Genomic DNA, 22821 nt, shown 5'->3' on the forward strand with positions numbered 1-22821 from the left:
CGTCACGTGCGATGACGAGACCCAGCGGTCCCCCGTACGCCCCGGTCGACGCCCGTCTCGGCCAGGACCGGCCCTCGGTCCCCCGCCGGTCGGATGCGGAGCAGGCCCGAGCGTGAGGCTCTCCAGTTGCTGACAGCGGGCGGGACGGTCTCTAGGCGATGTGGTCGAACTTGGCGCCCTCGCCCGCGTAGAGGTCGGTCGTCAGCCGGCTGAACGGGGCCGCCGTCGAGCCGGTGGAGCGGTAGACGTACGTGCCGTTCGGGCCGTAGGCGATCAGGTCGGGGCTGCCGTCGGCGGTGACGTCGCCCGCTCCGACGAGGTGGGAGAAGGCGTTCCAGCCGGCGCCGATCCTGACACGGGCGGTGAAGTTGCCCGTGCCGTTGCCCTGGTACAGCCACAGGACGCCCGAGGTGTCGCGCGCGACGAGGTCGCCGGCCGCGGTGCCCGCGATGTCGCCGCCGGCGGTGATCTCGTTGTAGATCTGCCAGCCGCCGCCGAGCCGGACGCGGGCGGCGAAGGGGGCGGACGAGCTGCCGGTGCCCTGGTAGAGCCACAGGACCCCTGCGGCGTCGGTGGCGAGGAGGTCGGATCGCCCGTCTCCGGTGAGATCGCTTCCGGCGGTCGTCTTCTTGTAGATCTGCCAGCCGGTGCCGACCTTGACGCGGGGCGCGAAGGTGCCGTCGCCCCTGCCCTGGTACATCCACAGGGCGCCCGAGGTGTCGCGGGCGACGAGGTCGCCCGTCGGGGTGCCGGCGAGGTTCCCCGCGGCCTCGATCTGGTTGTAGACCTGCCAACCGGTGCCGATCCTCGTGCGCCCGGCCGTGGTCACCTGGTTGCCCGACGGCCAGTCGAAGAGGTCGTCCCGCCACAGCACACCCGAGGCGTCCCGCGCGAGGACGTCCGTCGAGCCGTTGCCGGTGAAGTCGTGCGGGTTGGCCTGGCGCGAGACCTGGAAGCTCCCCCGGGTGGTCACCGGGCCGCCGACGCCGTCGGTCGGGGCGGCGGTGATCTGCCAGGTGTAGGCGCCGTCCGGGGCGCTGGCGCCGTCCAGGACGCCGTCCCAGACGAAGGCGAAGCGGCTGTCGGCGACCGGCTGGGACAGGCGCTCGGTGAGCGTCCTGCCGGTGGCCGTGTGCGTGAGCGTGAGGTCGACGGTGGCGTTCGAGCGGGACAGGGTCCACTCCATCGGGACCGTGGCGCCCGGCTTCTCCAGGCTCACCGCGGTGGGGATCTTCGACTCGGTCACCCTGAGGGCCGTGACCCGGCCCGTGCCCGCCACCAGCGTGGCGCTCGGGAGGCCGTCGTTCCCCTCCCGGATCCGGAACAGCCCGTCGGTGCCGGCCCTGGTGCCGCGGACCAGCAGGCCGCCGTCCGGCGCGTGGGCCGCGCTGGAGAAGTGCTCCAGGAGGGTGTACGGCGCGGCGGTGGCATCGGTGACGCTGCGGGCGTACAGCGGGCTCGGCGTCTCTCCTGCCACGTCGCCCGGCACCCCGTAGAGCAGCGTGTCCCTGGTGACGCCGACGATGACGGCGCCGCTCATGGAGCTGTCCATGGCGAACCGCCGGTGGACGGACGTCCCGTCCACGACGAGTTCGGTGACCCCGGACCGGTACTCGACCCACGCCTCGTAGTCGGCGGTGAAGGCGCCCGTGGAGGTCTGGGTCCACGGGGCGATGTTCTCCCTGCTGCCCGACTCGATGACCGCGTCGCCGTCGACGGTCGTGCGCGTCTTCCAGTACTCGGTCCGGAAGGTCGACGAGCTCGGGAAGACCCGGTTGCTGCTCAGGACGATGAGGACGTCGCTGGTGGAGGCGACGACCTTGAAGTCCAGGCTGAAGGAGTTGGAGGAGCGCTTCGTCTTCTTGACGACCCCGTCGGCCCCGGCGAGCTGCCACAGCTCCTGGTAGCCCCCGCTGCTCGGGACCTTCACGAAGAGGTTGTCGCCGACCACGCCGACGAGCTTCGCGCCGGGCTTGAACTCGGCCGCGAGATCGTAGGACGCGGACCGGTCGGCGCCTTCCCTCATGTCCCGCAGGAAGACCGTGCTGCCGCCGTCGCCGGTCACCACGATGTCGGAGTCGCTGTCGTAGCCCACGGTGCCCGTGCTGATCGGCAGTACCGAGCCGTCGGCGTACTTGTGCCACTCCAGGACCTTGTTGCCGGAGTCGTCCGTCCGGGACGTGAGGTATCCGGTGTCGCCGGTGCTGACGATGTCGGCACCGACGGGCAGAGCCGCCTGGCCGCTGGTGACCGTGGTGGCCCCGGCCGTGGCGGCGGGAGCTGCCACGGCCCCCGGCGAAGTCAGGACACCGGCACCGACCGTCACGACGAGAACGGTGGCGACGGCGGCGCCGAGACGGCGTCGGGTGGTGCGTATGGACGACAAGGAAGCCCTTCCTCATGAGCCGAGCGGCACGCACGTGCATGCCGCTCGATCAGACCCGTGAAGAGGGAGGGTGGTTGTACGAGCTGCTGTCGTTTCTCCGCGACGGCGAGCGGACCGGAAGCGGGCGGGGCGTGCCCGACCTGCGCGGTTCTCGGATCAGCGGGAGGTGGACGGCGCCGGGTGGTCGCGGCCGACAGCGAGCCGGGGCGGGTTGTAGGGGACGTATGCCGCCCCGTCGAGGCCGAGCGCCGTGGCGGACCGCTGGAGGGCGGCCGGGGTGGCCACGTCGTCCCAGCGGCCGGTGCTGACGCGGTGTTCGAGGGCGTGCAGGGCCGCCACGGTCTCGGCGGTGGTGAACGTGCAGTGACCCTGGCGCTCTGTGTACGCCTGCCGCAGCAGCGCGCCGTCGCCGGAGGCTCGCACACGGGCGGCGAAGCGGTTCTCCTGCTCCACCGGGACCAGGTTGTCGGCGGTGGTGTGGATGTCGAGCAGGGGCACCTCGAGTCCCTGGCCCGCGGAGGACGTCCGTCGCGCGGTGCGGACGGCTGCCGGGTCGGCGGTGATCGTGGCGCCCTCGGTCAGCGTGCGCAGGTCGGCGCGCAGGTCGAGCCCCGCTGCCCGGTACAGGGCGCGGACCTGCGGCGCGTGTGCGGAACCGGCGAGCAGGTCGGCGTAGTCGACGCCCTGGTTCCAGGAGTTGTTGCCGCCCGCGGACTGCTCGACGGCGTACCGGCCGCCCTCGACGAACGACAGGATGCCCTGCGCGAACCACGCGTACTGCTGTTCCTGCTGACCCGTCCAGTCGGTCGCGGCGGGCCGGTCCTTCCCCGGCGCCCAGGCGGGCAGGTTGAGATACGCGGCGGCCAGCGCGATCCGGGCGCGGCCCTGCGCGGTGCCCTGGGCGGCGACGACGGCTTTGGTGAGCAGGTCGGCGGTGGCGGACGCCTCGGCCGAAGTCCCGAACCGCACGAGTTTCACGTCCTGCCCGGGCAGGAGCAGACGGGCGATGGTGTACTCGGCGCCCAGCTGGTAGTTGTCCAGGTCGGTGCCGCCCGCGACCAGGCCGCACTGGCCGAGCGCTCCGTCGATGCGCCCGCCGCCGTCGCGGGCCAGCTGGGCGTTGACGAGCCCGCCCATCGAATTGCCGATGGCCAGCGTGCGCCGTGGGGTGCCGATCTGCGCGGTGACGGCGTCGATCGTGGCGAACTGGTCGCGTTCGGCGCTGTTCAGGGCCCACATCGAGCCGTGAGGGTCGTACGACGACCCGGCCATCGCATAGCCCTCGGCCAGCAACTCGGTGCGTACGGCGTCGGTGGGGGCGTTCCTGGCGGCCAGGGCGCCGAAGCCGTGGCTGAACAGCAGCAGGGTGCCGTTCCAGTCGTCGGGGACGTCGGCGATCCAGGTGGCGCCGTCGGAGAGGGTGCCGGTGAGGTGGCCGCTGACCGGCGGGGCGGCCTGGGCGGCAGGTGAGGGGAGGGTGGTGAGCGTCGCGGACGCCAGCGTGACGAGGGCGACCAGGGCGATCCGCAGACGGGTGCGGGGAGCGCGGGGGGTACGGGGGGACATGAGGTCACGGGACTCGCCGGGATCGCGGGGATCGTCGGCGTTACGGGGATCGCGGGCTCCGGTGTTCGCAGACATGACGGCGGCTCCTTGTGGGGGGAGTTGGGGAAGTGGGGGGAGCGGGTGGGGGAAGGGGCGGCTGGGAGCGGATTCTCAGTGCGCTGAACGAAGGCGTCCCGGAATGTAGGGCGATTTTCTTACGACCGTCAAGCGAGTGCACAACATCGATGGCCGGAATGATGCGGAGCCGCCCGCCGCGGGGGCATCCGGTCGGCCGACGCTCAAGCAGCCCCAGGCGCAGCCCGGTTCAGGGGGATGTCCGCTGTGTCCGTACCGTCGGCTTTCCGGCCGGACCGAGGGCCGTCGCCCGAAAGCCGGCTGACGTACCGGTGGCCGGGGAGCCCGGCCGTCACTCGCTCCGTTCGCACCACCACCGGTCTGGAAACCGACGACGATGACGTCGACGACGTCGATGATGTCGAGGTCGTCGTGGCCGCGGCCACCGGCATGGGCCCGCCGCCGCGCCGCGTCGGCACGCCACCGCACGGTCGGGGTGGGCCCCGGCGCCTGCCGCCGGGCCCGGCGCTCACACCCCCGCGTCGGCCTCGGCTGCCGACAGGGGGACGCGCAGGTCGCGGTGGAGCCGGGCGGACGTCTCGATGTCGAGGCCGAGACCCGCATGGCGCAGCGATCCGCCGTGCCGGGCGATGAGGGCGAGATCCCGGAGCTGACGGTGCAACTCGGCGGCCAGAACCTCGTCCGGGGCGCCGGAGTGACCGTCGTCCCCGGTCGAGCGCTCGTCCACGGCCTCGACGGCGCGGCCGCTGACCACGGTGGCCGGCTCGCCCGCTCCGAACAGATAGGCGGCCGCCGTGCAGAGCACCGCGGCGGCCGCCGGCTCGTCCGCTTCGGCGGGACCGTCCTGGCCGTCGTTGTGGCAGTAGTCGCTCAGGAGGTACTCGCCCATCCCGTGCTTGATCTCCCCGAACGCCGACGGATTGCCCAGCGCGGCTTCCCAGAGCGCGTTCAGCATCGGCCGCAGGCCAAGGGTGAACTCCGCCTGCTCGTCCTCCGGCAGCGCCTCGTGGGCCCGCATCAGACGCTCCGCCACCCCCACGGCGAACACCACACGCTCGTCCGGGGACGCCTCGGCCAGGCGGCCCGCCAGCTCGGCTTCCGACTCCCGCCAGGTCGCCACCCGTACCCACCCCCGGTCAAGACGCTGATCACCTGGCGACGACCTTAGCCGCACCGCCGCCTTCGGCCGCAACGCGAAGTCGCACCGGGGCAGTTCACATGGGGGACGTGCGCAGTGCCCGGCGGGTGGGGAGTTCGATGGTGAGGAACGCCGTGACGATGACCGTGAGCGCCAGGCCGGGCAGGAGCCACACGGGGCCCGCCGGCCAGGGCCGGCCCAGGAAGCCCAGGCCCAGGAGGGCGAGAGGCGGCGCGGAGAGCAGCAGGGCGGTGACGAGCGCGGTGGCGGCGGTCACCGCTGCCTCGCGGCGCATCATCGCCCGGATCTGCCGGGGTGTGGTGCCGTTGAGGCGGAGGGCCCCCAACTCGACCCGGCGCTGGGCGGTGGCCGCGACGAGCTTGTTGGCGATGCTGAGCAGGAGGTAGACGAGCAGGACCACGATGGTGGCCAGGTTGATCCACACCTCGGGCGGGGCGTCCTTCAGACCGCCGACGGACGACGGGGCCGCGGTCTCCAGTGCCAGGCCCGGGTGGGCGGCCGCGAGAGCCGTGAGGTTCCGCAGGGCCGTCGGGGTGCCGTCCGTGCGGATCAGCAGGGACTGGTCGAGTGCCGTCGTGGTGTGCCCTGCGGCCAGGTCGTGCGACAGCACCACCGAGCCGAAGCCGAGGCCGCGTCGGTACACGGCGACGACCGTCGCCTCGGCCGGGGTGCCGTCGCCGAGGACCAGGCGGATCCGGTGGCCCGGCGTCGCGGAACGGGTGCGGGCGATCTCGCTGCTGACGGCCACGGTGCCCCCGCTGAGCCGGGCCAGGTCGCCCTCGCGGACGTCGAGGTCGAGGACGTCCGAGGCGTCCGGGGTGAGGATCGTCGCCGCCTCCGAATCGGTGACCGTGTCGCCGAGTTCCTGGTACTGCCAGACCACGGTCGTCGTGCCGACCGGGGCCGCGGCTCGTACACCGGCCGTGTTGCGTACGGCGGCGAGGGTGCCGGTGGGCAGGCCGCCCAGACCGGGCGCGCTCAGACGCTGCTGGGCGAGGGTGCCGGCACGGGTGTCCTGGGCCGTGGCGGCCAGCACGGTGGTCTGGGTGAACGTGTACGTCAGCACGAACACGACCGCCATGGCGAGAGTGCTGACGATCCCCGCGTTGCGCAGGGCGTAGGCGCGGAAGTTGGCCATCGCCAGCCAGGTCGGGGCGGAGGAGCCCCGCGTCGCACGGGCCGCCCCGGCCCCGATGCCCCGGACCAGCGCCGGTCCGGCCAGCGCCAGGCCGATCGCCCCGAAGATGCCCGCGATGGACGTGGCCGCCGCCCCGATGACGGTGCGGGAGAAAAGCGGCAGGGCCGACATGGCGGTCGCGGCGACGATCACGAGCAGGCCGGCGCGGGTCCGGGCCCGTGACGGGTCGCGCGGCTCACTGCGCGACTCCGCGACGGCCTCGGTGGCCGGCAACCGCGAGGTGCGCCAGGCCGAGCACCGGGCCGACACCTGGACGGCCAGGGCCAGCAGAAGGACCGCCGCGAGCGCAGGCAACGGACTCACGGTGAGCGGGAGTTCGGGCGGCACGACCCCGCGGTCCGCGAGCAGCCGCCGGAACTGCCCGGCGAGCAGATAACCGAGCGCCACGCCCGGCGGCACGGCCAGGGCGGCGACGGCGGACGACTGGGCGGCGGCCAGCCGGCGGATCTGCTTCGGCGTCGCGCCGACGGCCCGCATCAGGGCCAGGTCATGGCGCTGCCCGGCGATCGACACGGCCAGCGCGCTCGCCATCACGAACCCGGTGATCAGCAGGATGATCCCGGAGAGCGAACCGGCGAGGAGGACCAGCAGCGAACGGGAGGCGCCGGCGCCGGGTGCGGCGGTGTCGCCCCGTCCGGGTCCGGTGACGGCCAGCAGCCCGGTGCCCCGCAGCTTCGTACGGACCTCCGCGGCGACGCGCTCCTCGGCGCCGGGCTCGGTGCGCAGACCCACCAGGTCCACGGTCCCGGCGCGCGTCCCGCCGACCGTGCCCTCGGCCTTGCCACCCGCGCCCCCGCTGCCGTCGCTGTCGCGGCCCGACAGCCGTAGGGCCGTCGGGTCGGCGAAGTAGACGCCGGCGATTTTGGCGGCCTCCGTGCCCGGCGTGCCGACCACCGCCGAGACGCGGTAGTCGGCGGCCGGGCGGCCGTTGACGACGACCCGGACCGTGTCCCCCGTCCCGACCCCCGCCGCGGCGGCGGTGGCGCCGTCCACGGCGACCTCGCCGGGACGGGCCGGCGCGCTGCCGTCGACCTTCGTGCCCGCCGACGGCTTCGCCAGCCCGGTCGAGGACCAGCCGTGCCCCGCCACCCGCGGGTCCGCGGTCGGTACGACCCGGCCGTGCGCGTCGACGAGCGCGGCGGGGAAGCTGATGTCGCCGACCGCCGCTGTGACGCCCGGCAGTTCGGCCAGCTCGCCGACCAGCCGGGACGGGACGGGACGACGTTCCGGGAGGGCCAGCGACGGTTCGCCGCCCGGTCGGAACTCCTGGTCGGCCGCGACCACGACAGCCGCGCCGTCGAGCCGGCCGGCCGGCAGATGGGAGCGCAGGCCGGACTCGGCCAGAACACCGGTGGCGGTGATCAGCGCGGCACCGCCGAGGACCGCGCAGGCCACGGCGATCAGCGCGGTGATGCGGTGCCCGGCCATCCGTATCGCGAGACGGAACATGACTCAGACCTCTCCCAACGCAACGAGACGGCTTGCCAGTTCGGGGGCTGTCGGCGCCTTGAGCGCCTCGACCACCCGGCCGTCGGCCATCACCAGCACCTGGTGCGCGCGGGCCGCGGCCGCCGGGTCGTGGGTGACCATGACCACCGTCTGGTGCAGGTCGGCGACGAGGTCGCGCAGCAGGTCGAGGACCTCGTGGGCGCTGCGCAGATCGAGCGCGCCGGTCGGCTCGTCGGCGAACACCACGGCGGGCCTGGTGATCAACGCCCGTACGACGGCCGCCCGTTGCTGCTGGCCGCCGGACAGCTCGGCCGGGCGGCGGGCCAGCCGTCCGGTCAGCCCGACCCGCTCCACCAGCGTCCGCAGCCAGTCGCGGTCCGCGGTGCGTCCCGCCAGCCGCAGCGGCAGCGTGATGTTGTCCTCGATGCTGAGCGAGGGGATCAGGTTGTACGCCTGGAACACGAAGCCGACGCGTTCCCGGCGCAGTTCGGTGCGCCGGGTCTCGTTCAGCCCGGCGATCTCGTGGCCGTCGATACGGACGCTGCCCGACGTCGGCGAGTCCAGCCCGGCGGCACAGTGCATCAGCGTGCTCTTGCCGGAGCCCGACGGCCCCATCACGGCGAGGAACGTGCCGCGTTCCACGGTCAACGACACGTCGTCGAGGGCCTGTACGCCCCCCGGATACGCCTTGCTGACGCCGGTCAGGGCGATGGCGGCGTTCATCGACGGCCCCGCAGGTTGCGCACGACGAGGGTGCCCGCGCACAGCACGGTGACCACGCCGCAGACCAGGTGCACCCAGGTGTCGGCACCGCCGTAGGAGGCCGCCATGTTGGCGACCGCGCTGAACACCACCACGGCCCAGAGCAGTGTGCGGGCGATCTCCCCGCGGGTCAGGTGGTCCGGGTCGGCGGTCGTCGTCTTCGTCATGGGGTTGCTCCGGTGGTCTCGTGCCCGTGGGCCTGTGCCGTTCGCGCTGTCGTCACCGACGCTAGGGATCGGCACCCCTCCCGGCCGATCCCGCAGACCGCCGTATGCGAGGTACAGCAGGCTGTACTCCTGCGGCCCGTGCCTGACGTGCAACAGGAGTCCGGCATAGGGTCGTTGGCGTGCGGCGGCCAGACAGGCGGCCGAGCCGGCCGACGGCAGAGGCAGAGGCAGGGGCAGAGGCAGGCGGATGGGAGGCGGAATGAAGATCCGGGAGGACGCGGCGGCCGGAACGGCGGTCACCACGTCAGTCACCACGGCGGTCGGCACGGCGGCGGCCGTCACCGCGGGCGACGGCCGGCGCGAGAGCCTCATGGACGTCGTCGTACGGACCCTGGGAGCCGCCCGCACCGCGATCGTTCAGCTCACCTCCGGGCTCCGTACCGCCTTCCTCGCCCTGCTCGTGCTGCTGTGGCTGGCCGTCACCGCCGTGACGAGCGTGGTCGGGGTGGGGCTGCTCCTGGCGCCGGTGTCGCTGCGCGTCCTGCATGCCCTGAGCGGCCGCGAACGGGACCGGCTCGCCCGCTGGGGCCCCGAGATCGTCGCCCCGCAGCCACCGCCCACACGGTTGCGGCCGGCCCTGGTCGACCCCACCGTCCGCCGCGAGCTGCGCTGGCTGGTCCGGCACGCCACCCTGGGGTTCGGGCTCGGCCTGCTCGGCGTCCTCCTGCCGGTCTTCGCCGTGCGCGACAGCACGTTCCCGCTGTACTGGACGTTCCTGCCCGAGGACGCGACCGCCACCTCCCTCGCCGCCGGCAGCGCGCACTCCTGGCCGGACGCCCTCGCCGTGACACTGCTCGGGGTGGGCTGGATCGCCATCATCCTGGGGCTGACTCCGGGCATGGCCCGCGCGCAGGCCCGTCCCGGACGTGTCCTTCTGGCGGCAGGGCCGGAGACGGATCTGTCTCTGCGGATCGCCGAACTCACCGCCACCCGTGCAGCCGCCCTCGACGCCCACGCCACCGAACTGCGCCGCATCGAGCGCTCCCTGCACGACGGCACCCAGAACCGGCTCGTCTCCGTCACCGTGCTGGTGGGGGCGGCCCGCCGCATGGTGGCCCGGGACCCGGCGGGCGCCGGCGAACTCCTCGAACGCGCCCAGTCCGCCGCCGAACAGGCGCTGGCCGAGCTGCGTACGGTCGCGCGCGGCATCCTGCCACCGGTGCTGGCCGACCGGGGGCTCGCGGGCGCGCTCTCGGGCCTCGCCGCGAACTGCGCGGTGCCCTGCCGGATCGACGTGGACGTGCCCGAACGCTGTGCCGCCTCCGTCGAGGCGACCGCCTACTTCGTCCTCGCCGAAGCCCTGACCAACATCGCCAAGCACAGCGGCGCCGGACGCGCCACCGTGACCGCGCGGGCCGCCGGCGGCCGCCTCCTGCTGTCCGTCGAGGACGACGGCCGGGGCGGTGCCGGAGAGGACGGCGGCACCGGGCTGACCGGCATGCGCCGCCGGGTCGCCGCGCACGACGGCAGCCTCTCCCTGACCAGCCCTCCCGGCGGCCCGACCGTCCTGGAAGTGGAACTCCCCTGTGGATCGTGAGCTGGAGCGTGACATGCGGATCGTGATCGCCGAGGACGACCTTCTGCTGCGCGAGGGGCTCGCCCTGCTGCTGCGGGCCGAGGGCCTCGACGTGGTGGCCACCGCGAGCAACCCCGACGAGGCCCTGGACGCCGTCGACGCCCACAAGCCGGACGTCGCCATCTTCGACGTGCGGATGCCGCCGACCCATACGGACGAGGGGATCGTCGCCGCGGTCGAGGCCCGGCGCCGACGGCCCGACCTGGCCGTGCTCGTGCTGTCCGCGTACGTCGAGCAGAGTTTCGCGACCGAACTCCTCGGCGGCGGTGTCAGCGGTCTCGGCTATCTGCTCAAGGAGCGGGTGGGCCGGGTGGAGGAGTTCCTCGACGCGCTGCGGCGGGTGGCGGCGGGAGGTACGGCGATCGACCCGGAGGTCGTCGCGCAGTTGTTCACCCGCTCGCGCCAGGACACCCCGCTGGAACGGCTCAGCCCTCGTGAACGGGACGTGCTCGCGCTGATGGCCGAGGGGCTGGGCAACTCCGCCATCGCCGAACGGCTCGTCGTCACCGACGGCGCCGTGCACAAGCACATCCGCAGCATCTTCGCCAAGCTCGACCTGTCGCCGACGGACCGGGTGGACCGGCGGGTGGCGGCCGTCCTGCGGTACCTGGAGGACCTGCGGCGCCTCACCTGAGGCCGCGTGGACGCGCCGGTCCGCCGGACGGCCCCCACGCGGGCGCGCCCGGACCTCCGAGAGGGCCGGGCGCGCAGCGTGGAGCGGGTGGGTCAGTGACGGTCGCCGTGGCGGTCGTCGTCGTGACGGTTGCCGTGACGGTTGTCGTCGTAGCGGCCGCCGTCGTGACGGTTGCCGTGACGGTTGTCGTCGTAGCGGTTGCCGTGACGGTTGTCGTCGTAGCGGTTGCCGCCGTGGTGACGGTTGCGGTTCCAGGACTCGTCGTCGACGAAACGACCGCGGTCGTTGCGCAGGGTGGCGGTGTCGGAGCGGTTGTCCCAGACCTCCCTGTTGCGGTCCTGGTACACGTCGGTGCGGGTGTCGCGGCCCTCACCGGTGTGGACGCGGACCGTGGCGCGGGCCTCGAGGCGGTAGTGGTGGAAGGTGTAGGTGCGGCCTTCCGTGTTACGCAGGGTCCAGCCGTCGAGGTTGACGTCGTGGCGCGTGGTGTTGGTGAGCTCCACCCACTCCTTGTTCAGCGAGTGCCGGGAGCGGTCGTCACGTCCCGGAGCGTCGTACTGGACGGCGCTGATCTTCACCTCGGGGCGGTAGTGCGGACGGTGGTCGGTCGCGGACGCCGGCAGCGCAACCGCCCCGACCAGGGCGCCTGCCGCGATGACGGCGGCGGACACGCGGCGAGCGGTGACAGAAGCAGAAGTGGACAAAGAATTCCCCTGGCATGTACGGGCACCCTCCCCCGGCGGCCTTCATGGACGCCGGCGGCGTTGGTGCGATGTGCGGTGCGGTCGACTGGCCGCACACACACTCTGTCCACGGGGTGCGGAAGATGCGTGGGAAACGTGGCGTGTGTTACCTGTTGTCCATATCTCTGTGACTCTCGGCTGTAACGTCCATTCAAGTCGGCTGTGTCCGAAGTTGACGCCTTAACAGACAGCAACTCCTCGTGAGCGTTGGGTGTTGGCTTCCTGACGCCATGCCGCATCCCCCCGCCGCGAATCGACCCGTCACCCGAAAGTGGGTAACGAAGGACCGGCTCACGCAGATGCCGGGACCGGCCGTGCGGGCCCGCGGGACGGCTACAGATAGTCCTCGAGGCGGGCGATCGTGAAGCCCTGCTCCTGCACATGGCGCAGCAGATTCGCCGTCATCTCGGTCATCGTCGTGCCCTTGAGCTCCGACGGCCCGCGGAAGTGCGCCAGGATGATGTCGCCCGGGTGGAGCTTCTTGTCGCCGCGCTGGTACTGCATGTTCTTGATCTGCATGGACTCGCGCCACAGGACGATCGCCTCGACACCGCAGGAAGCCGCGGCGGCCCGGGTGTCCTCGTTCCAGTTGCCGTACGGCGGACGGAACAGCCGGGGGGCGGCGCCGTAGTGGTCCTTCAGCTTGGTCTGTTGGGCGCAGATCTCCTGCTTCTGGGCGGCCGCGCCCAGGGTGCGCAGGTTCGGGTGGGTCAGCGTGTGGTTCTGGACGCCGTCGCCGAAGGCCTGGAGTTTCTTGAAGTAGCCGTAGTCGGAGCTGATGGCGGCGTCCGTCAGGAACATCGTGAACGGGATCTTCAACTCCCGCATCATCGTCACGAACTGCGGGTCCTTCTCGGCCCCGTCGTCGAACGTGAGGAAGACGATCTTCTGCTGGGTGGGTATCTCGCTGATGACCGGTATCCGGCCGCCGGCGGCGGCGAGCCGGACCGGCTTGGCGGCGGGCGCGGCGGGCGCGGCGGCGAGCGGCTCGATGCCCCACTTGCGGTAGGCGGCCGCGAGAGCCTCCTGCGCACCCGCCTGTCCGGCAGCCGCGTCGCGGGGCTGTTTCGTCGGCGATCCCGAGCGGGAGGGCGTGGAGGAGGTACGGGACTCCGCCGAGGAGGACGTGCAGCCCGTCACCAGACCCGTCGCAAGCAGGACACAGGCCAGCGCCGCCCCCCTGATCCGCCTGTCCATCGCGTCCCCACCCCATGTCGTCCGTACGCCCGCCCTGTCACCTGGTTGATGTCGAACGGGCGTCCGAGGTTCCGCTCCGGATTGGACCATGTGTGCGTATCCGGCCGGTGGCCGGGGCGCGATGATGGCGGTATGCGCATCCGCATCGACGCAGTCGACCTGCCCGGCCTCACCCGACCGGCCTCCGCCGACGGCAAGGTCCCCGCGTACGGCAACCTGCACGTCGCCGTGCAACGCCGGGACCGCCCGGCCGAACTCCTGGAGCCGCAGCCCGGCGACGCGCCGTCCGCGACCTGGACGCTGGAGTGCACCACGAGCGCCTCGCCGGACGGCACCCACGTCACGGGGCCCTACGTCCAGGACCGGCTGGGGCGGCGGTTCGTCTACCTGTCGTGGGGCACGGTCGACGGGGCGGGCGTCTTCACGATGTTCCGCCGCGCCAAGCTGATGCTCGACGTCGTCCCCGAAGAGGTGCTCGCCGCCGCCGCACGCGACGGTCTGCTGGTCGGACGCCTCGGCCTGACCGACGCGCACGGCGGACCCCTCTGCGCACGGGTCGAACCCCCGCACATCACCTGGACCGCCGAACGCGCCGGCTAGTGCCGTGGCCGGAAGGGTCTGCCGGGAAGCTCCGGCGTCCGGTGCGGTGCATCGCATGGCGGACCAGCACAAGGCGGAGCATCGCCCGCGCACCGGATGTACTCGGGTGAGGCGACAACGCGGCGTGGGGGCACCCCCGGCCGAAGGCTGGGGGAGTGCCGTGCCGGGTGTCGCGAGCCGGTGAACCCGTCCGGTCACGGCACCGGGTCGGGGCGCGAGGCCCGGGCCGGACGGGATGGCCGCCGCTTGGCTACGCTTGGCGTCAAGTGCCCATTCCGGGGCAATGGCGGACAAAAGTCCAAGTGTCCTAAGGAACCGAAGATGGGTCTCGGTACCGGCCCTCCGGCCGTGAAGCGCAGGTCCCTCACCCGTGCGTCCCTGGCGGTCGCGGTCGCCGCCGGCCTGGCCCTGACCGCGGCCTGCGGCGGCGGCGACGGAGGGGACGGCGACGGCAGTCTCACCGTCGGCGTGCTGCTCCCGGGCGGCGGGGCCTCGCGGTTCGGGCAGTTCGACAAGCCGCTGATCGAGAAGCAGCTCGAGCGGCTGTGCCCGGACTGCCCGGCGCCGACCTTCGCCGCCACGCCCGACCCGGCCGTCCAGCGCCAGCAGCTCGAAGCCATGATCACCAGACAGGTGGACGTCCTCGTCCTCGCCGCCGTCGACCCCCAGCTGCTGCGCCCGTCGGTCGAGGCCGCGCACCGGGCCGGCATCCCGGTCGTCGCCTACGACCGGCTCGCGCAGGGCCCGATCTCCGGTTACGTCACCTTCGACGGCGCGACGGTCGGCAGGCTCCAGGGCGAGGCGCTGCTGAAGGCGATGGGTTCGAAGGGGGGCGGCGACCAGATCGTCATGATGAACGGCGCGACGACCGACCCCAACGCAGGCTGGTTCAAGCGCGGAGCGCTCTCCGTCCTCGGCGGGAAGGTGAAGATCGGCAAGTCGTACGACACCGTCGGATGGCGGCCGGAGAACGCCTTCGTCAACATGACCGGCGCCATCGCCGCCCTGGGTGCGGGCCGCATCGACGGGGTCCTCGCCGCCAACGACAGCCTCGCCGGCGCCGTGGTCGCGGCCCTCAACGCCGCCGAGGTCAGGCCGCTGCCTCCGATCACCGGCCAGGACGCCGACCTCGCGGGCGTACGGCGCATCGTCCGGGGCGACCAGCACATGACCGTCTACAAGCCCTTCGAGCCCGCGGCCACCGCCGCCGCCGAGATGGCCGTCGCCCTCGGGCGTGGCAAGGCGGTCGGGTCCATCGCCACCGGCACCGTCGACAACACCACCACCAAGGACATTCCGGCGGTTCTGCTCCCGTCGGTCCCGGTCACCGTCGGCAACATCAAGGACACTCTGGTGAAGGACGGTATGTACACCGTCGACCAGATCTGTACCCCTGCGCTCAGGTCTGCCTGCGACGAGGCCGGACTCACCCGATGAGCTTCTCCCGAACGCGGAAGGAGGTGGGCCTGTGCCGGCTCAGCCCCTGCTGGCGCTGCGCGGCGTGTCCAAGCGGTTCGCCGCCGTGCAGGCGCTGGCGGACATCGACCTGGAGATCAGGGCCGGGGAGGTGGTCGCCCTGATGGGCGACAACGCCGCCGGCAAGTCCACCCTCGTCAAGGTGATCTCGGGGGTCGGCCCCGCGGACAAGGGCGTCATCGAGTGGCAGGGCAGCCCCGTCCAGATCAGGCGTCCCCAGGACGCCCAGGCGCTGGGCATCTCGACCGTCTACCAGGACCTGGCCATGTGCGGCAATCTCGATGTCGTCGGCAATCTCTTCCTCGGCCGCGAGATCCACCGGTTCGGTTTCCTCGACGAGGTGGAGATGGAGCGCCGCACCCGCGAGCTGCTGAAGACCCTGTCCATCCGCATCCCCGACGTGCGGGTGCCGCTCGCCACGCTGTCCGGCGGGCAGCGGCAGGTCGTCGCGATCACCCGCTCGTTCCTCGGCGCGCCCCGGCTCGTCCTGCTCGACGAACCCACCGCCTCCCTGGGCATCGAGCAGACCAGTCAGCTCCTCGACCTCGTCGAGGAACTGCGTGACCAGGGCCTCGGGGTGCTGCTCATCAGCCACAACATGGGGGACATCAAGGCCGTCGCCGACCGGATCGCCGTCCTTCGCCTCGGCCGCAACAACGGCGTCTTCGACGTCACCACCACCTCCCAGGAACAGATCATCTCCTCCATCACCGGCGCGGCGGACAACGCCGTGGCGCAGCGCACGACCCGCCCGGAGGAAGCATGGCCCTGAGGGGGAGGAGGCGCCGGGCCCGCACCCCCGGCGCCGCGCAAGCCGACGATCCCGCACCCGCCGACGATCCCGCGGCCGCTGCCGGTTCCGGTCCCGCTGCCGGAACCGGGCCCGGCAGCGGTTCCGCACCGGCCGTCGAGGGGGACGGTGACGGGCACCGCCGGCACGCCGGACGGCTCAAGGCGGCTGCCGGGCGGCTCGCAGGCCCCGGCGGGCGGCTCGGGGTGTACGCCGCCGCGACGCGCCGCAGACTGCACGAGGGCGGGCTCGGTCCCGCCCCGGTCCTGCTCGCCCTCGCCGTGACCTGGACGATCTTCCAGGCCCTCAACGAGAACTTCCTCTCGCCGCGGAACCTGTCCGTCCTCAGCGTGGACATCGTCGGCACCGGCATGATCGCCGTCGGCATCGTCTTCGTCCTGCTGATCGGCGAGATCGACCTGTCGGTGGGCTCGCTCGCCGGCCTGGCGGGCGCCGTGTTCGCGGCGCTGAACGTGAACCTCGGCATGCCGGAATGGCTCGCCGCGATCATCGCGGTGCTGGGCGGGGCGGCCGTCGGGGCCGTCCAGGGGTTCTCCTTCGCCCGGATCGGCGTGCCCGCGTTCGTCGTCACCCTCGCGGGTCTGCTGGTGTGGAACGGTGTGATGCTCTACCTGCTGGGAGCGGACAGTTCCCTCAACTTCAGTGAGGACGGGCTGGTCGCCACGCTGACCAGCCGCTACTTCGGGTCCGCGGTGGCCGTCTACGGTCTGGTGGCGCTCTGCGCGGCCGCCTACCTCCTCCTCTCCCAGCACGACCGCAGGCGCCGCGCCGCCGCGGGGATGCCGTGCCGGTCGAGCGGCGAGATCTGGGCGCGTACCGCTCTGCTCGCGGTGGTCGCGTTCGCGGCCGGCCATGTGCTGAGCCGGTTCGAGGGGCTGCCGCTGGCGCTGCTGATCTTCCTCGCCGTCGTCGTGGTCTCGGACCTCGTCCTGCGCCGCACGCCCTACGGACGGCGGGTCTTCGCGCTGGGCGGCGGCGCGGAGGCGGCCCGGAGGTCCGGCGTCGACGTGGTGCGCGTGCGGATCTCCGTGTTCATCGTCTCCGGCACCCTGGCCTCGGTCGGCGGTCTGTTCATCGCCTCGCGGCTCACCTCGGCGAGCCAGGTCTCGGGCACCGGGGTGCTGCTCATCAACGCCATCGCCGCGGCCGTCGTCGGCGGCACCAGTCTGTTCGGCGGACGCGGCTCGGCCTGGTCCGCGCTGCTGGGGGTGCTGATCATCCAGTCGATCGGCTCGGGCATGGCGCTGCTGGGGGTCGAGCCCCCGGCCCAGTTCATGATCACCGGCGGGGTGCTGTTCGCCGCGGTGGTCCTCGACTCCCTCGCGCGGCGCTCCGCGGAGTCGCACGGCCGGATCTGAGCATCGCGCCCCGGCCGGCCCATGAGTATCTGTTGTCGCGGAGTGAGAATTAGGCGGGACGTCCGATGAGTATTTCTCGGTCGACAGACGGAGCGTAATTATCGGTCACGCACAGTCGATCTCGGCATGCTACTGTCTTTCTCAGTTGCAGTTGTGGTTGCCAGAAGGTTCTTTCCGACGGGGTGATCATCACGGCGACCGGACTTCGCGCAGTGCGGATTCCGAACACCGTTCCCGAAGGAGATTCACATGGCTGCCGGTACCGTGAAGTGGTTCAACTCGGAAAAGGGCTTCGGCTTCATCGAGCAGGACGGCGGCGGCCCCGACGTCTTCGCCCACTACTCGAACATCGCCGCCCAGGGCTTCCGCGAGCTCCAGGAAGGCCAGAAGGTGTCGTTCGACATCGCGCAGGGCCAGAAGGGCCCGACGGCCGAGAACATCGTTCCCGCCTGACACCCGAGCAGACGCGGACACAATAATTTCGCAGCTGGGGCCCGCACCTTGGGGTGCGGGCCCCAGCTCGCTGCTTTCCCCCGGATAAATCCCGTGGCGCATTCAGTCGTCGACCCGATTCGACGCCGTCGCCTTTGGCCCGTTCTCGCTATTCTCTGCGCCGCACACCTGCCGCGGGAATTCCTTGATACGCGCCGACGCATCAAGGAAGGTTCGGTATGAACCACGCACGCACGCATACCCGCAGGAACGACCGCTTCGCCGACCACCGCTCCCGAGCCGACCGTTCCGGCGCTCCCCGCCGCGGCAACGACGGCCCCCGCCGGCGGATCGCCCCGCAGGGCGAGTTCGCGCTGCCGAAGACGATCACGCCCGCATTGCCCGCCGTGGAGTCGTTCGCCGACCTGGAGATGCCGGCGCGGCTGCTGGCCGCGCTGGGTCACGAGGGCGTGACCGTACCGTTCCCGATCCAGGCGGCGACCCTGCCGAACTCGCTCGCGGGTCGCGACGTACTCGGCCGCGGCCGCACCGGTTCGGGCAAGACCCTCGCCTTCGGCCTCCCGGTGCTGGCCAGGACGGCCGGCCGGCGCGCCGAGCCGCGACAGCCGCTCGCGCTGGTCCTCGTCCCCACCCGTGAACTCGCCCAGCAGGTCACCGACGCGCTCACTCCCTACGCCCGTGGGGTGGGACTGCGGCTGGCGACCGTGGTCGGCGGCATGTCGATCGGCAGGCAGGCTGGCGCGCTACGCAACGGGGCGGAGGTCGTCGTGGCCACGCCGGGGCGGCTCAAGGACCTGATCGACCGGGGCGCCTGCCGGCTGGACGCCGTCGACATCACGGTCCTCGACGAGGCCGACCAGATGGCCGACATGGGGTTCATGCCCCAGGTGACCGCCCTGCTCGACCAGGTGCGGACCGACGGCCAGCGGATGCTCTTCTCGGCCACCCTGGACCGCAACGTGGACCTGCTGGTCCGCCGCTACCTGTCCGACCCGGTGGTGCACTCCGTCGACCCGGTCGCGGGCGCGGTCACCACGATGGAACACCACGTGCTCCATGTGCACGGCGCCGACAAGCAGCGGGCGACCACCGAGATCGCGGCACGGGACGGCCGGGTGATCATGTTCCTGGACACCAAGCACGCCGTCGACCAGCTGACCAGGCACCTGTTGCACAACGGCGTCCGCGCCGCCGCCCTGCACGGTGGCAGGTCCCAGCCGCAGCGCACCCGGACCCTGGCCCAGTTCAAGGACGGCCATGTGACGGTGCTGGTGGCGACCAACGTCGCGGCTCGCGGCATCCACGTCGACAACCTCGACCTGGTGGTCAACGTGGACCCGCCGAGCGACCCCAAGGACTACCTGCACCGCGGCGGCCGTACCGCCCGGGCCGGCGAGTCCGGCAGCGTCGTGACCCTGGTCACCCCCGAGCAGCGGCGCGGCATGAGCCGGCTGATGACCTCGGCCGGCATCACCCCGCAGGTCACCCAGGTGCGGTCGGGCGAGGCGGAGCTGAGCCGTGTCACAGGCGCGCGGACGCCCTCCGGCGTCCCGGTCGTCATCACCGTGCCGGTCACGGCCGCCCCGCGCCGCCGTGGACCGTCGTCGTCCTCCTCCTCCTCCGCGGCCCCGTCGTCCCGCTCCCGCGGCCGCCGCGGGCGTCCGGACCGGGCTCGGCCCGCCTCCGGTCCGGCGGCGGCCTGAACCGGCACGGTCCGCACGGACGGAAGGCTCCCCCCCGCAGGAGGCACAAGTGACATCGGTCCAGCCGCACAGAGTCCGCCCCCGGCAGCCGCATCACGACGATTCCGGGCCGCGGGTCCGTGACGACATGACCGTCGAGGTGGCCCTGTCCGTCATGGCCGGCGCCGACGTGGAGTTCCTGCTCCTGTGCGACGCCGACGACCAGTGCACGGGCTGGGTCACCCGGCCCCAGCTCTCCGCCTCCCGCGCCGGCGCCGCCTACACTGACCGGCTCCGGCTGCGGGACGTCCTCGCCGTACCGCTCCGGCCCTCGTCAGACCCCTGCCCGTTCTCTTTGTGAGGCATCATGCGCTGTGTCATCGCCCGGTACCCGTTCGACCTCACCAAGGACGGCGTCATGGGCTCGATGAAGGGCATCACGCCCGAGCAGATCACCGGTGAGGCCGTGACCATCGGCCGGCGCCGCTACCCCGTCAAGCAGGTGGGCGAGATCGTCACCCGGCAGGACCGCCGCGACTTCACCAGCGGCGAGATCGTCCGGGCCATGACCCGGCTCGGCTTCACCTGTCACGAGCACCCCGACGCCACACCCGTGCCGGTCCTGACACCGCTCGAGAACGCCTCGGCGCTGCTCGGCGCCCCCGGAGCCCTGGAGGCCTGACGTCCGGCCGGGCGCGGCGGGCCCGGCGGCCTTCCCCCAGCGGGACCAGCGCGGCCGGAACGACGCAGCCAGCAAGGCACAGCAGCACCGTGAGGGCCCTGTCGATACACATCGGCAGGGCCCTCACGCATGGCCGGGCGAGTACCTGGACCCCGAAGGGCTGAAATCTATGCTCGCCACGGTAGACATTGGCTCGCAGCCTGGATAGTGTTTCTCGCGTACGCACGACCAGCAAAGTGGTCGGTTCAGAGGAAGGACGGAAACCGAGACGCCATCAGGATCGCCCGGCCCGAGGAGTTTCCGGGTCCGGGTACCGCAAGGCCATGGATTGGAAGGTGGTCCCCGGTCACGCAGCCGCGATCCACGCGCCCCCGCCCGCTCGCCGGGTCCGGGTAGCGAAACAGAAGGTCGGCGCCGCAACAGGACCGACCGATGGTGTTGAATTTCCCTTCGGGGCCCTGGTGCCGTTCGGCACCGGGGCCCCTCGACGCGTTGCACAACGAGGTGAGATGACAGCAGATACCCCGCTCGGCGGTCGTCTGGACGACGACGACTATCCCGCGTACACGATGGGCCGCGCCGCAGAAATGCTCGGCGCCACTCCGGGCTTCCTCCGTGCCATCGGCGAGGCCAAGCTGATCACGCCGCTCCGCTCGGAGGGCGGGCACCGCCGGTACTCGCGCTACCAGCTCCGGATCGCCGCCCGTGCCCGCGAGCTCGTCGACAAGGGCACCCCGATCGAGGCCGCCTGCCGGATCGTCATCCTCGAGGACCAGCTCGAGGAGGCCCAGCGCATCAACGCCGAGTTCCGCCGCGCGGCCGACGGCCCCGGCACGGACTCCTCCGGCTCCGGCGGTTCGGGCGCCGACTCCAGCTCCGGCTGAGCTTCCGGGGCGGAACGACGTCACCGCGCCCGGAAAGTTTTCTCCTCACGTGTAAGAAACCGCGGCTCTCGACCATTGCCAGGTGAGAGAGCCGAGATGAGGAGAGGGTGCGTGACAGACGTCCAACGCTTCCGTGACTTGTACGAGGAGTACCGGCCGCGGGTGCTCGCCTATGCCTCGAGCCTGGTGGGCCGACAGGTCGGTGAGGACATCACCAGCGAGACCTTCATGGTCGCCTGGCGGAGGATCCGGGACGTTCCCGCCCCGCCGCTGCCCTGGCTGCTGCGGGTGGCCCGCAATCTGACCCACGAGCTGCGTCGCCGCGACGGCAGACAGTACGCGCTGGCCGTCGACGAGGCACAGCGCATCATCACCTCGGGTGCCCAGGTCGACGACGTGGCCTCGGACGTGGCCGAGCGCGCGGCAGCGCTCCAGGCGCTGGCCGGGCTGTCCGCCGCCGATCGGGAGCTGCTGACCCTGGTGGCCTGGAACGGGCTCGGCCCGAAGCAGGCCGCACATGTCCTCGGCTGTTCCACCGCCACCTTCTCGGTCCGGCTGCACCGGGCCAGACGGCGGCTGGAGCGTGCCGTCGACGGGGCGGCGGCCGGGCTCTCTCGCGAACCTCACCCGACAGTGACTGTGAAGGAGCACTGACATGGCACGCAAGCGGCCCGATGTCATGAAGACCCTGGCCGAGGCGCGGCCCGTGGAGCTGGACCCGGCCCGACTGGGTTCCGAACGCGCCCGGAACGACCTGATCACCATCATGGCCGGACCTCGGGAGGCCCGCGAGGTGCAGGCTCCGGCGCGGCCGTTCAGCCTGCGCTGGGCGCTGCCCGTCGCGGCGACGGCGGTGGCGGCGGCGGCTGTCGTCGGCACGCTGGCCAACGGCACCGCGGGATCCGAAGGGACCCGGACGAGCGCAGGCGCCCCCTCGGCGGACGGCTCCGGACAGGCCCCGGCGAACGGGCGCCTCGCCCTGCTGAACGTCGCCGCCCGGCTGGACCGGCCGGCGAGCGAGGGAACCTACTGGCAGGTGACGACGCGTTCGGCCTCGGTCGGCGTGATCGCCGAGCCGGTGGCGGGCCTCTCGGTCGTCTCCTCCGAGACACAGCGGTGGTCCTACGGAGTGAAGCCCGGCACGCGGAGCGTGTGGGTGTCCGGCATCGACGAGTCCACCCAGCCCCGCACCGCACGTGACCAGCAGCGCTGGCAGGCCGCCGGGTCCCCGCGGGACCTGACGCTCGCCGGGGGCGGCGAGTCGGGCGGCACGCTCGGTCTGCGCATCGAGTCCACGGACGAGAACCGGCCGACGACGACCACGATCAACAGCGGCGACCGGATCGCCGCCCTCGGTGCGCGCAATGTGACCTACGCGGACCTGCGGAAACTCCCGGGTGACACGGCGAAGCTGAAGCAGGTCCTGGCGGATCTGTACCGGGAGGACCGCGGAGCCGAGGTCTCCGACCGCACCGAGTGGACCTGGCAGCAGGCCGCGGGCCTGATCAACCTGCCGGTCAGGGACGAGGTCCGGGCCGCCGCCTACCGCGTCATCGCGGACCTCCCGGGCATCGTCTCGCTCGGCAGGGTCACCGACCCGACGGGCCACGAGGGCGTCGGCTTCGCCCTGCCCGCCACGGACACGCCCGAGTACGGCGCCGTACGGTCGGAGCTGATCGTCGACCCCGGCACCGGCGCGCTGCTGGCCGAGCGGCGCACGGTGACGAAGCCGTCCGCGCGGGCCGCGGCCGCGGGCATCACGGCCGGCACGCTGGTGGACTACACCGTCACCGTCGAGGCGGAGTGGACCGACCGGCAGCCGACCGGCCGGAAGTAGCCGGTCGGCGCGGCCCCGGGGACCCGGCCCAGGTGGGGAGCCGGAGCCCTGGCGCCGGGCCCAGGG

21 protein-coding genes are annotated in these 22821 nt (G+C 72.4%); 13 read left to right on the top strand and 8 right to left on the bottom strand.

Annotation, left to right across the window (positions count from 1 at the left end; genetic code table 11):
* Positions 1-151: 151 nt before the first annotated feature.
* The 6 genes from OHS71_RS20155 to OHS71_RS20180 form a co-directional block, all read right to left on the bottom strand.
* Positions 152-2386 carry an FG-GAP repeat domain-containing protein gene (locus OHS71_RS20155; protein ID WP_328480770.1) on the bottom strand — a complete coding sequence of 745 codons (2235 nt, stop codon included), beginning with the start codon at positions 2384-2386 and terminating at the stop codon, positions 152-154.
* 156 nt (positions 2387-2542) lie between these two features.
* Positions 2543-3952, bottom strand: coding sequence for an alpha/beta hydrolase (locus tag OHS71_RS20160; RefSeq protein WP_328484571.1), 1410 nt, complete (start codon positions 3950-3952; stop codon positions 2543-2545).
* A gap of 583 nt (positions 3953-4535) precedes the next feature.
* Positions 4536-5147, bottom strand: a complete 612-nt coding sequence (locus OHS71_RS20165) for a hypothetical protein (RefSeq protein WP_328480771.1) — start codon at positions 5145-5147, stop codon at positions 4536-4538.
* A gap of 94 nt (positions 5148-5241) precedes the next feature.
* A complete protein-coding gene (locus OHS71_RS20170; protein ID WP_328480772.1) occupies positions 5242-7833 on the bottom strand; it encodes an FtsX-like permease family protein in 2592 nt (863 codons plus the stop codon).
* A gap of 3 nt (positions 7834-7836) precedes the next feature.
* Positions 7837-8556: an ABC transporter ATP-binding protein gene (locus tag OHS71_RS20175; RefSeq protein WP_328480773.1), complete on the bottom strand. Its 720-nt coding sequence runs from the start codon at positions 8554-8556 to the stop codon at positions 7837-7839.
* Complete coding sequence (locus OHS71_RS20180) at positions 8553-8762, bottom strand: hypothetical protein (RefSeq protein ID WP_328480774.1); 210 nt, start codon at positions 8760-8762, stop codon at positions 8553-8555. The genes OHS71_RS20175 and OHS71_RS20180 overlap by 4 nt, the downstream gene beginning before the upstream one ends.
* 370 nt (positions 8763-9132) lie before the next feature.
* On the opposite strand from OHS71_RS20180, the gene OHS71_RS20185 reads away from it, so the two are divergent.
* Both OHS71_RS20185 and OHS71_RS20190 read left to right on the top strand, forming a co-directional pair.
* Complete coding sequence (locus OHS71_RS20185) at positions 9133-10359, top strand: sensor histidine kinase (RefSeq protein ID WP_328484572.1); 1227 nt, start codon at positions 9133-9135, stop codon at positions 10357-10359.
* A gap of 13 nt (positions 10360-10372) precedes the next feature.
* Positions 10373-11032 carry a response regulator transcription factor gene (locus tag OHS71_RS20190; protein WP_328484573.1) on the top strand — a complete coding sequence of 220 codons (660 nt, stop codon included), beginning with the start codon at positions 10373-10375 and terminating at the stop codon, positions 11030-11032.
* Between the two features lie 92 nt (positions 11033-11124).
* Here OHS71_RS20190 and OHS71_RS20195 read toward each other — a convergent pair whose 3' ends face one another.
* Together OHS71_RS20195 and OHS71_RS20200 are read right to left on the bottom strand one after the other, a co-directional pair.
* On the bottom strand, positions 11125-11703 hold the full coding sequence (locus OHS71_RS20195; RefSeq protein ID WP_443046986.1) for a lamin tail domain-containing protein: 579 nt from the start codon (positions 11701-11703) through the stop codon (positions 11125-11127).
* Between the two features lie 405 nt (positions 11704-12108).
* The gene (locus tag OHS71_RS20200) at positions 12109-12972 is read right to left on the bottom strand and encodes a polysaccharide deacetylase family protein (RefSeq protein ID WP_328480776.1); all 864 of its coding nucleotides are present in this window, start codon (positions 12970-12972) and stop codon (positions 12109-12111) included.
* Positions 12973-13104: 132 nt separating this feature from the next.
* On the opposite strand from OHS71_RS20200, the gene OHS71_RS20205 reads away from it, so the two are divergent.
* The 11 genes from OHS71_RS20205 to OHS71_RS20255 all read left to right on the top strand — a co-directional run bounded on the left by OHS71_RS20205 (position 13105) and on the right by OHS71_RS20255 (position 22755).
* Positions 13105-13572 (top strand): DUF5990 family protein, encoded by a 468-nt coding sequence (locus OHS71_RS20205; RefSeq protein WP_328480777.1) that lies wholly within the window; start codon positions 13105-13107, stop codon positions 13570-13572.
* Positions 13573-13893: 321 nt separating this feature from the next.
* Entirely contained in the window at positions 13894-15009 is a 1116-nt protein-coding gene (locus tag OHS71_RS20210) for a sugar ABC transporter substrate-binding protein (RefSeq protein WP_328480778.1), read from the top strand.
* Between the two features lie 31 nt (positions 15010-15040).
* Positions 15041-15820: an ATP-binding cassette domain-containing protein gene (locus OHS71_RS20215; protein ID WP_328480779.1), complete on the top strand. Its 780-nt coding sequence runs from the start codon at positions 15041-15043 to the stop codon at positions 15818-15820.
* Positions 15811-17217, top strand: coding sequence for a sugar ABC transporter permease (locus OHS71_RS20220; protein ID WP_328480780.1), 1407 nt, complete (start codon positions 15811-15813; stop codon positions 17215-17217). The genes OHS71_RS20215 and OHS71_RS20220 overlap by 10 nt, the downstream gene beginning before the upstream one ends.
* Before the next feature lie 249 nt (positions 17218-17466).
* Positions 17467-17670, top strand: coding sequence for a cold-shock protein (locus OHS71_RS20225; RefSeq protein WP_328480781.1), 204 nt, complete (start codon positions 17467-17469; stop codon positions 17668-17670).
* 218 nt (positions 17671-17888) lie between these two features.
* Positions 17889-19373 carry a DEAD/DEAH box helicase gene (locus OHS71_RS20230; protein WP_328480782.1) on the top strand — a complete coding sequence of 495 codons (1485 nt, stop codon included), beginning with the start codon at positions 17889-17891 and terminating at the stop codon, positions 19371-19373.
* A gap of 127 nt (positions 19374-19500) precedes the next feature.
* Positions 19501-19713 carry a CBS domain-containing protein gene (locus OHS71_RS20235; RefSeq protein ID WP_328480783.1) on the top strand — a complete coding sequence of 71 codons (213 nt, stop codon included), beginning with the start codon at positions 19501-19503 and terminating at the stop codon, positions 19711-19713.
* 6 nt (positions 19714-19719) lie between these two features.
* Positions 19720-20034 carry an SCO5918 family protein gene (locus OHS71_RS20240; RefSeq protein WP_328480784.1) on the top strand — a complete coding sequence of 105 codons (315 nt, stop codon included), beginning with the start codon at positions 19720-19722 and terminating at the stop codon, positions 20032-20034.
* Positions 20035-20543: 509 nt separating this feature from the next.
* Entirely contained in the window at positions 20544-20918 is a 375-nt protein-coding gene (locus OHS71_RS20245; protein WP_328480785.1) for a MerR family transcriptional regulator, read from the top strand.
* A 111-nt stretch (positions 20919-21029) separates the two neighbouring features.
* Positions 21030-21572 carry an RNA polymerase sigma factor gene (locus tag OHS71_RS20250; protein ID WP_328480786.1) on the top strand — a complete coding sequence of 181 codons (543 nt, stop codon included), beginning with the start codon at positions 21030-21032 and terminating at the stop codon, positions 21570-21572.
* 1 nt (position 21573) lies between these two features.
* Complete coding sequence (locus OHS71_RS20255) at positions 21574-22755, top strand: CU044_5270 family protein (protein ID WP_328480787.1); 1182 nt, start codon at positions 21574-21576, stop codon at positions 22753-22755.
* Positions 22756-22821 lie beyond the last annotated feature (66 nt).

Source organism: Streptomyces sp. NBC_00377 (genome assembly GCF_036075115.1).
GTDB lineage: Bacteria > Actinomycetota > Actinomycetes > Streptomycetales > Streptomycetaceae > Streptomyces.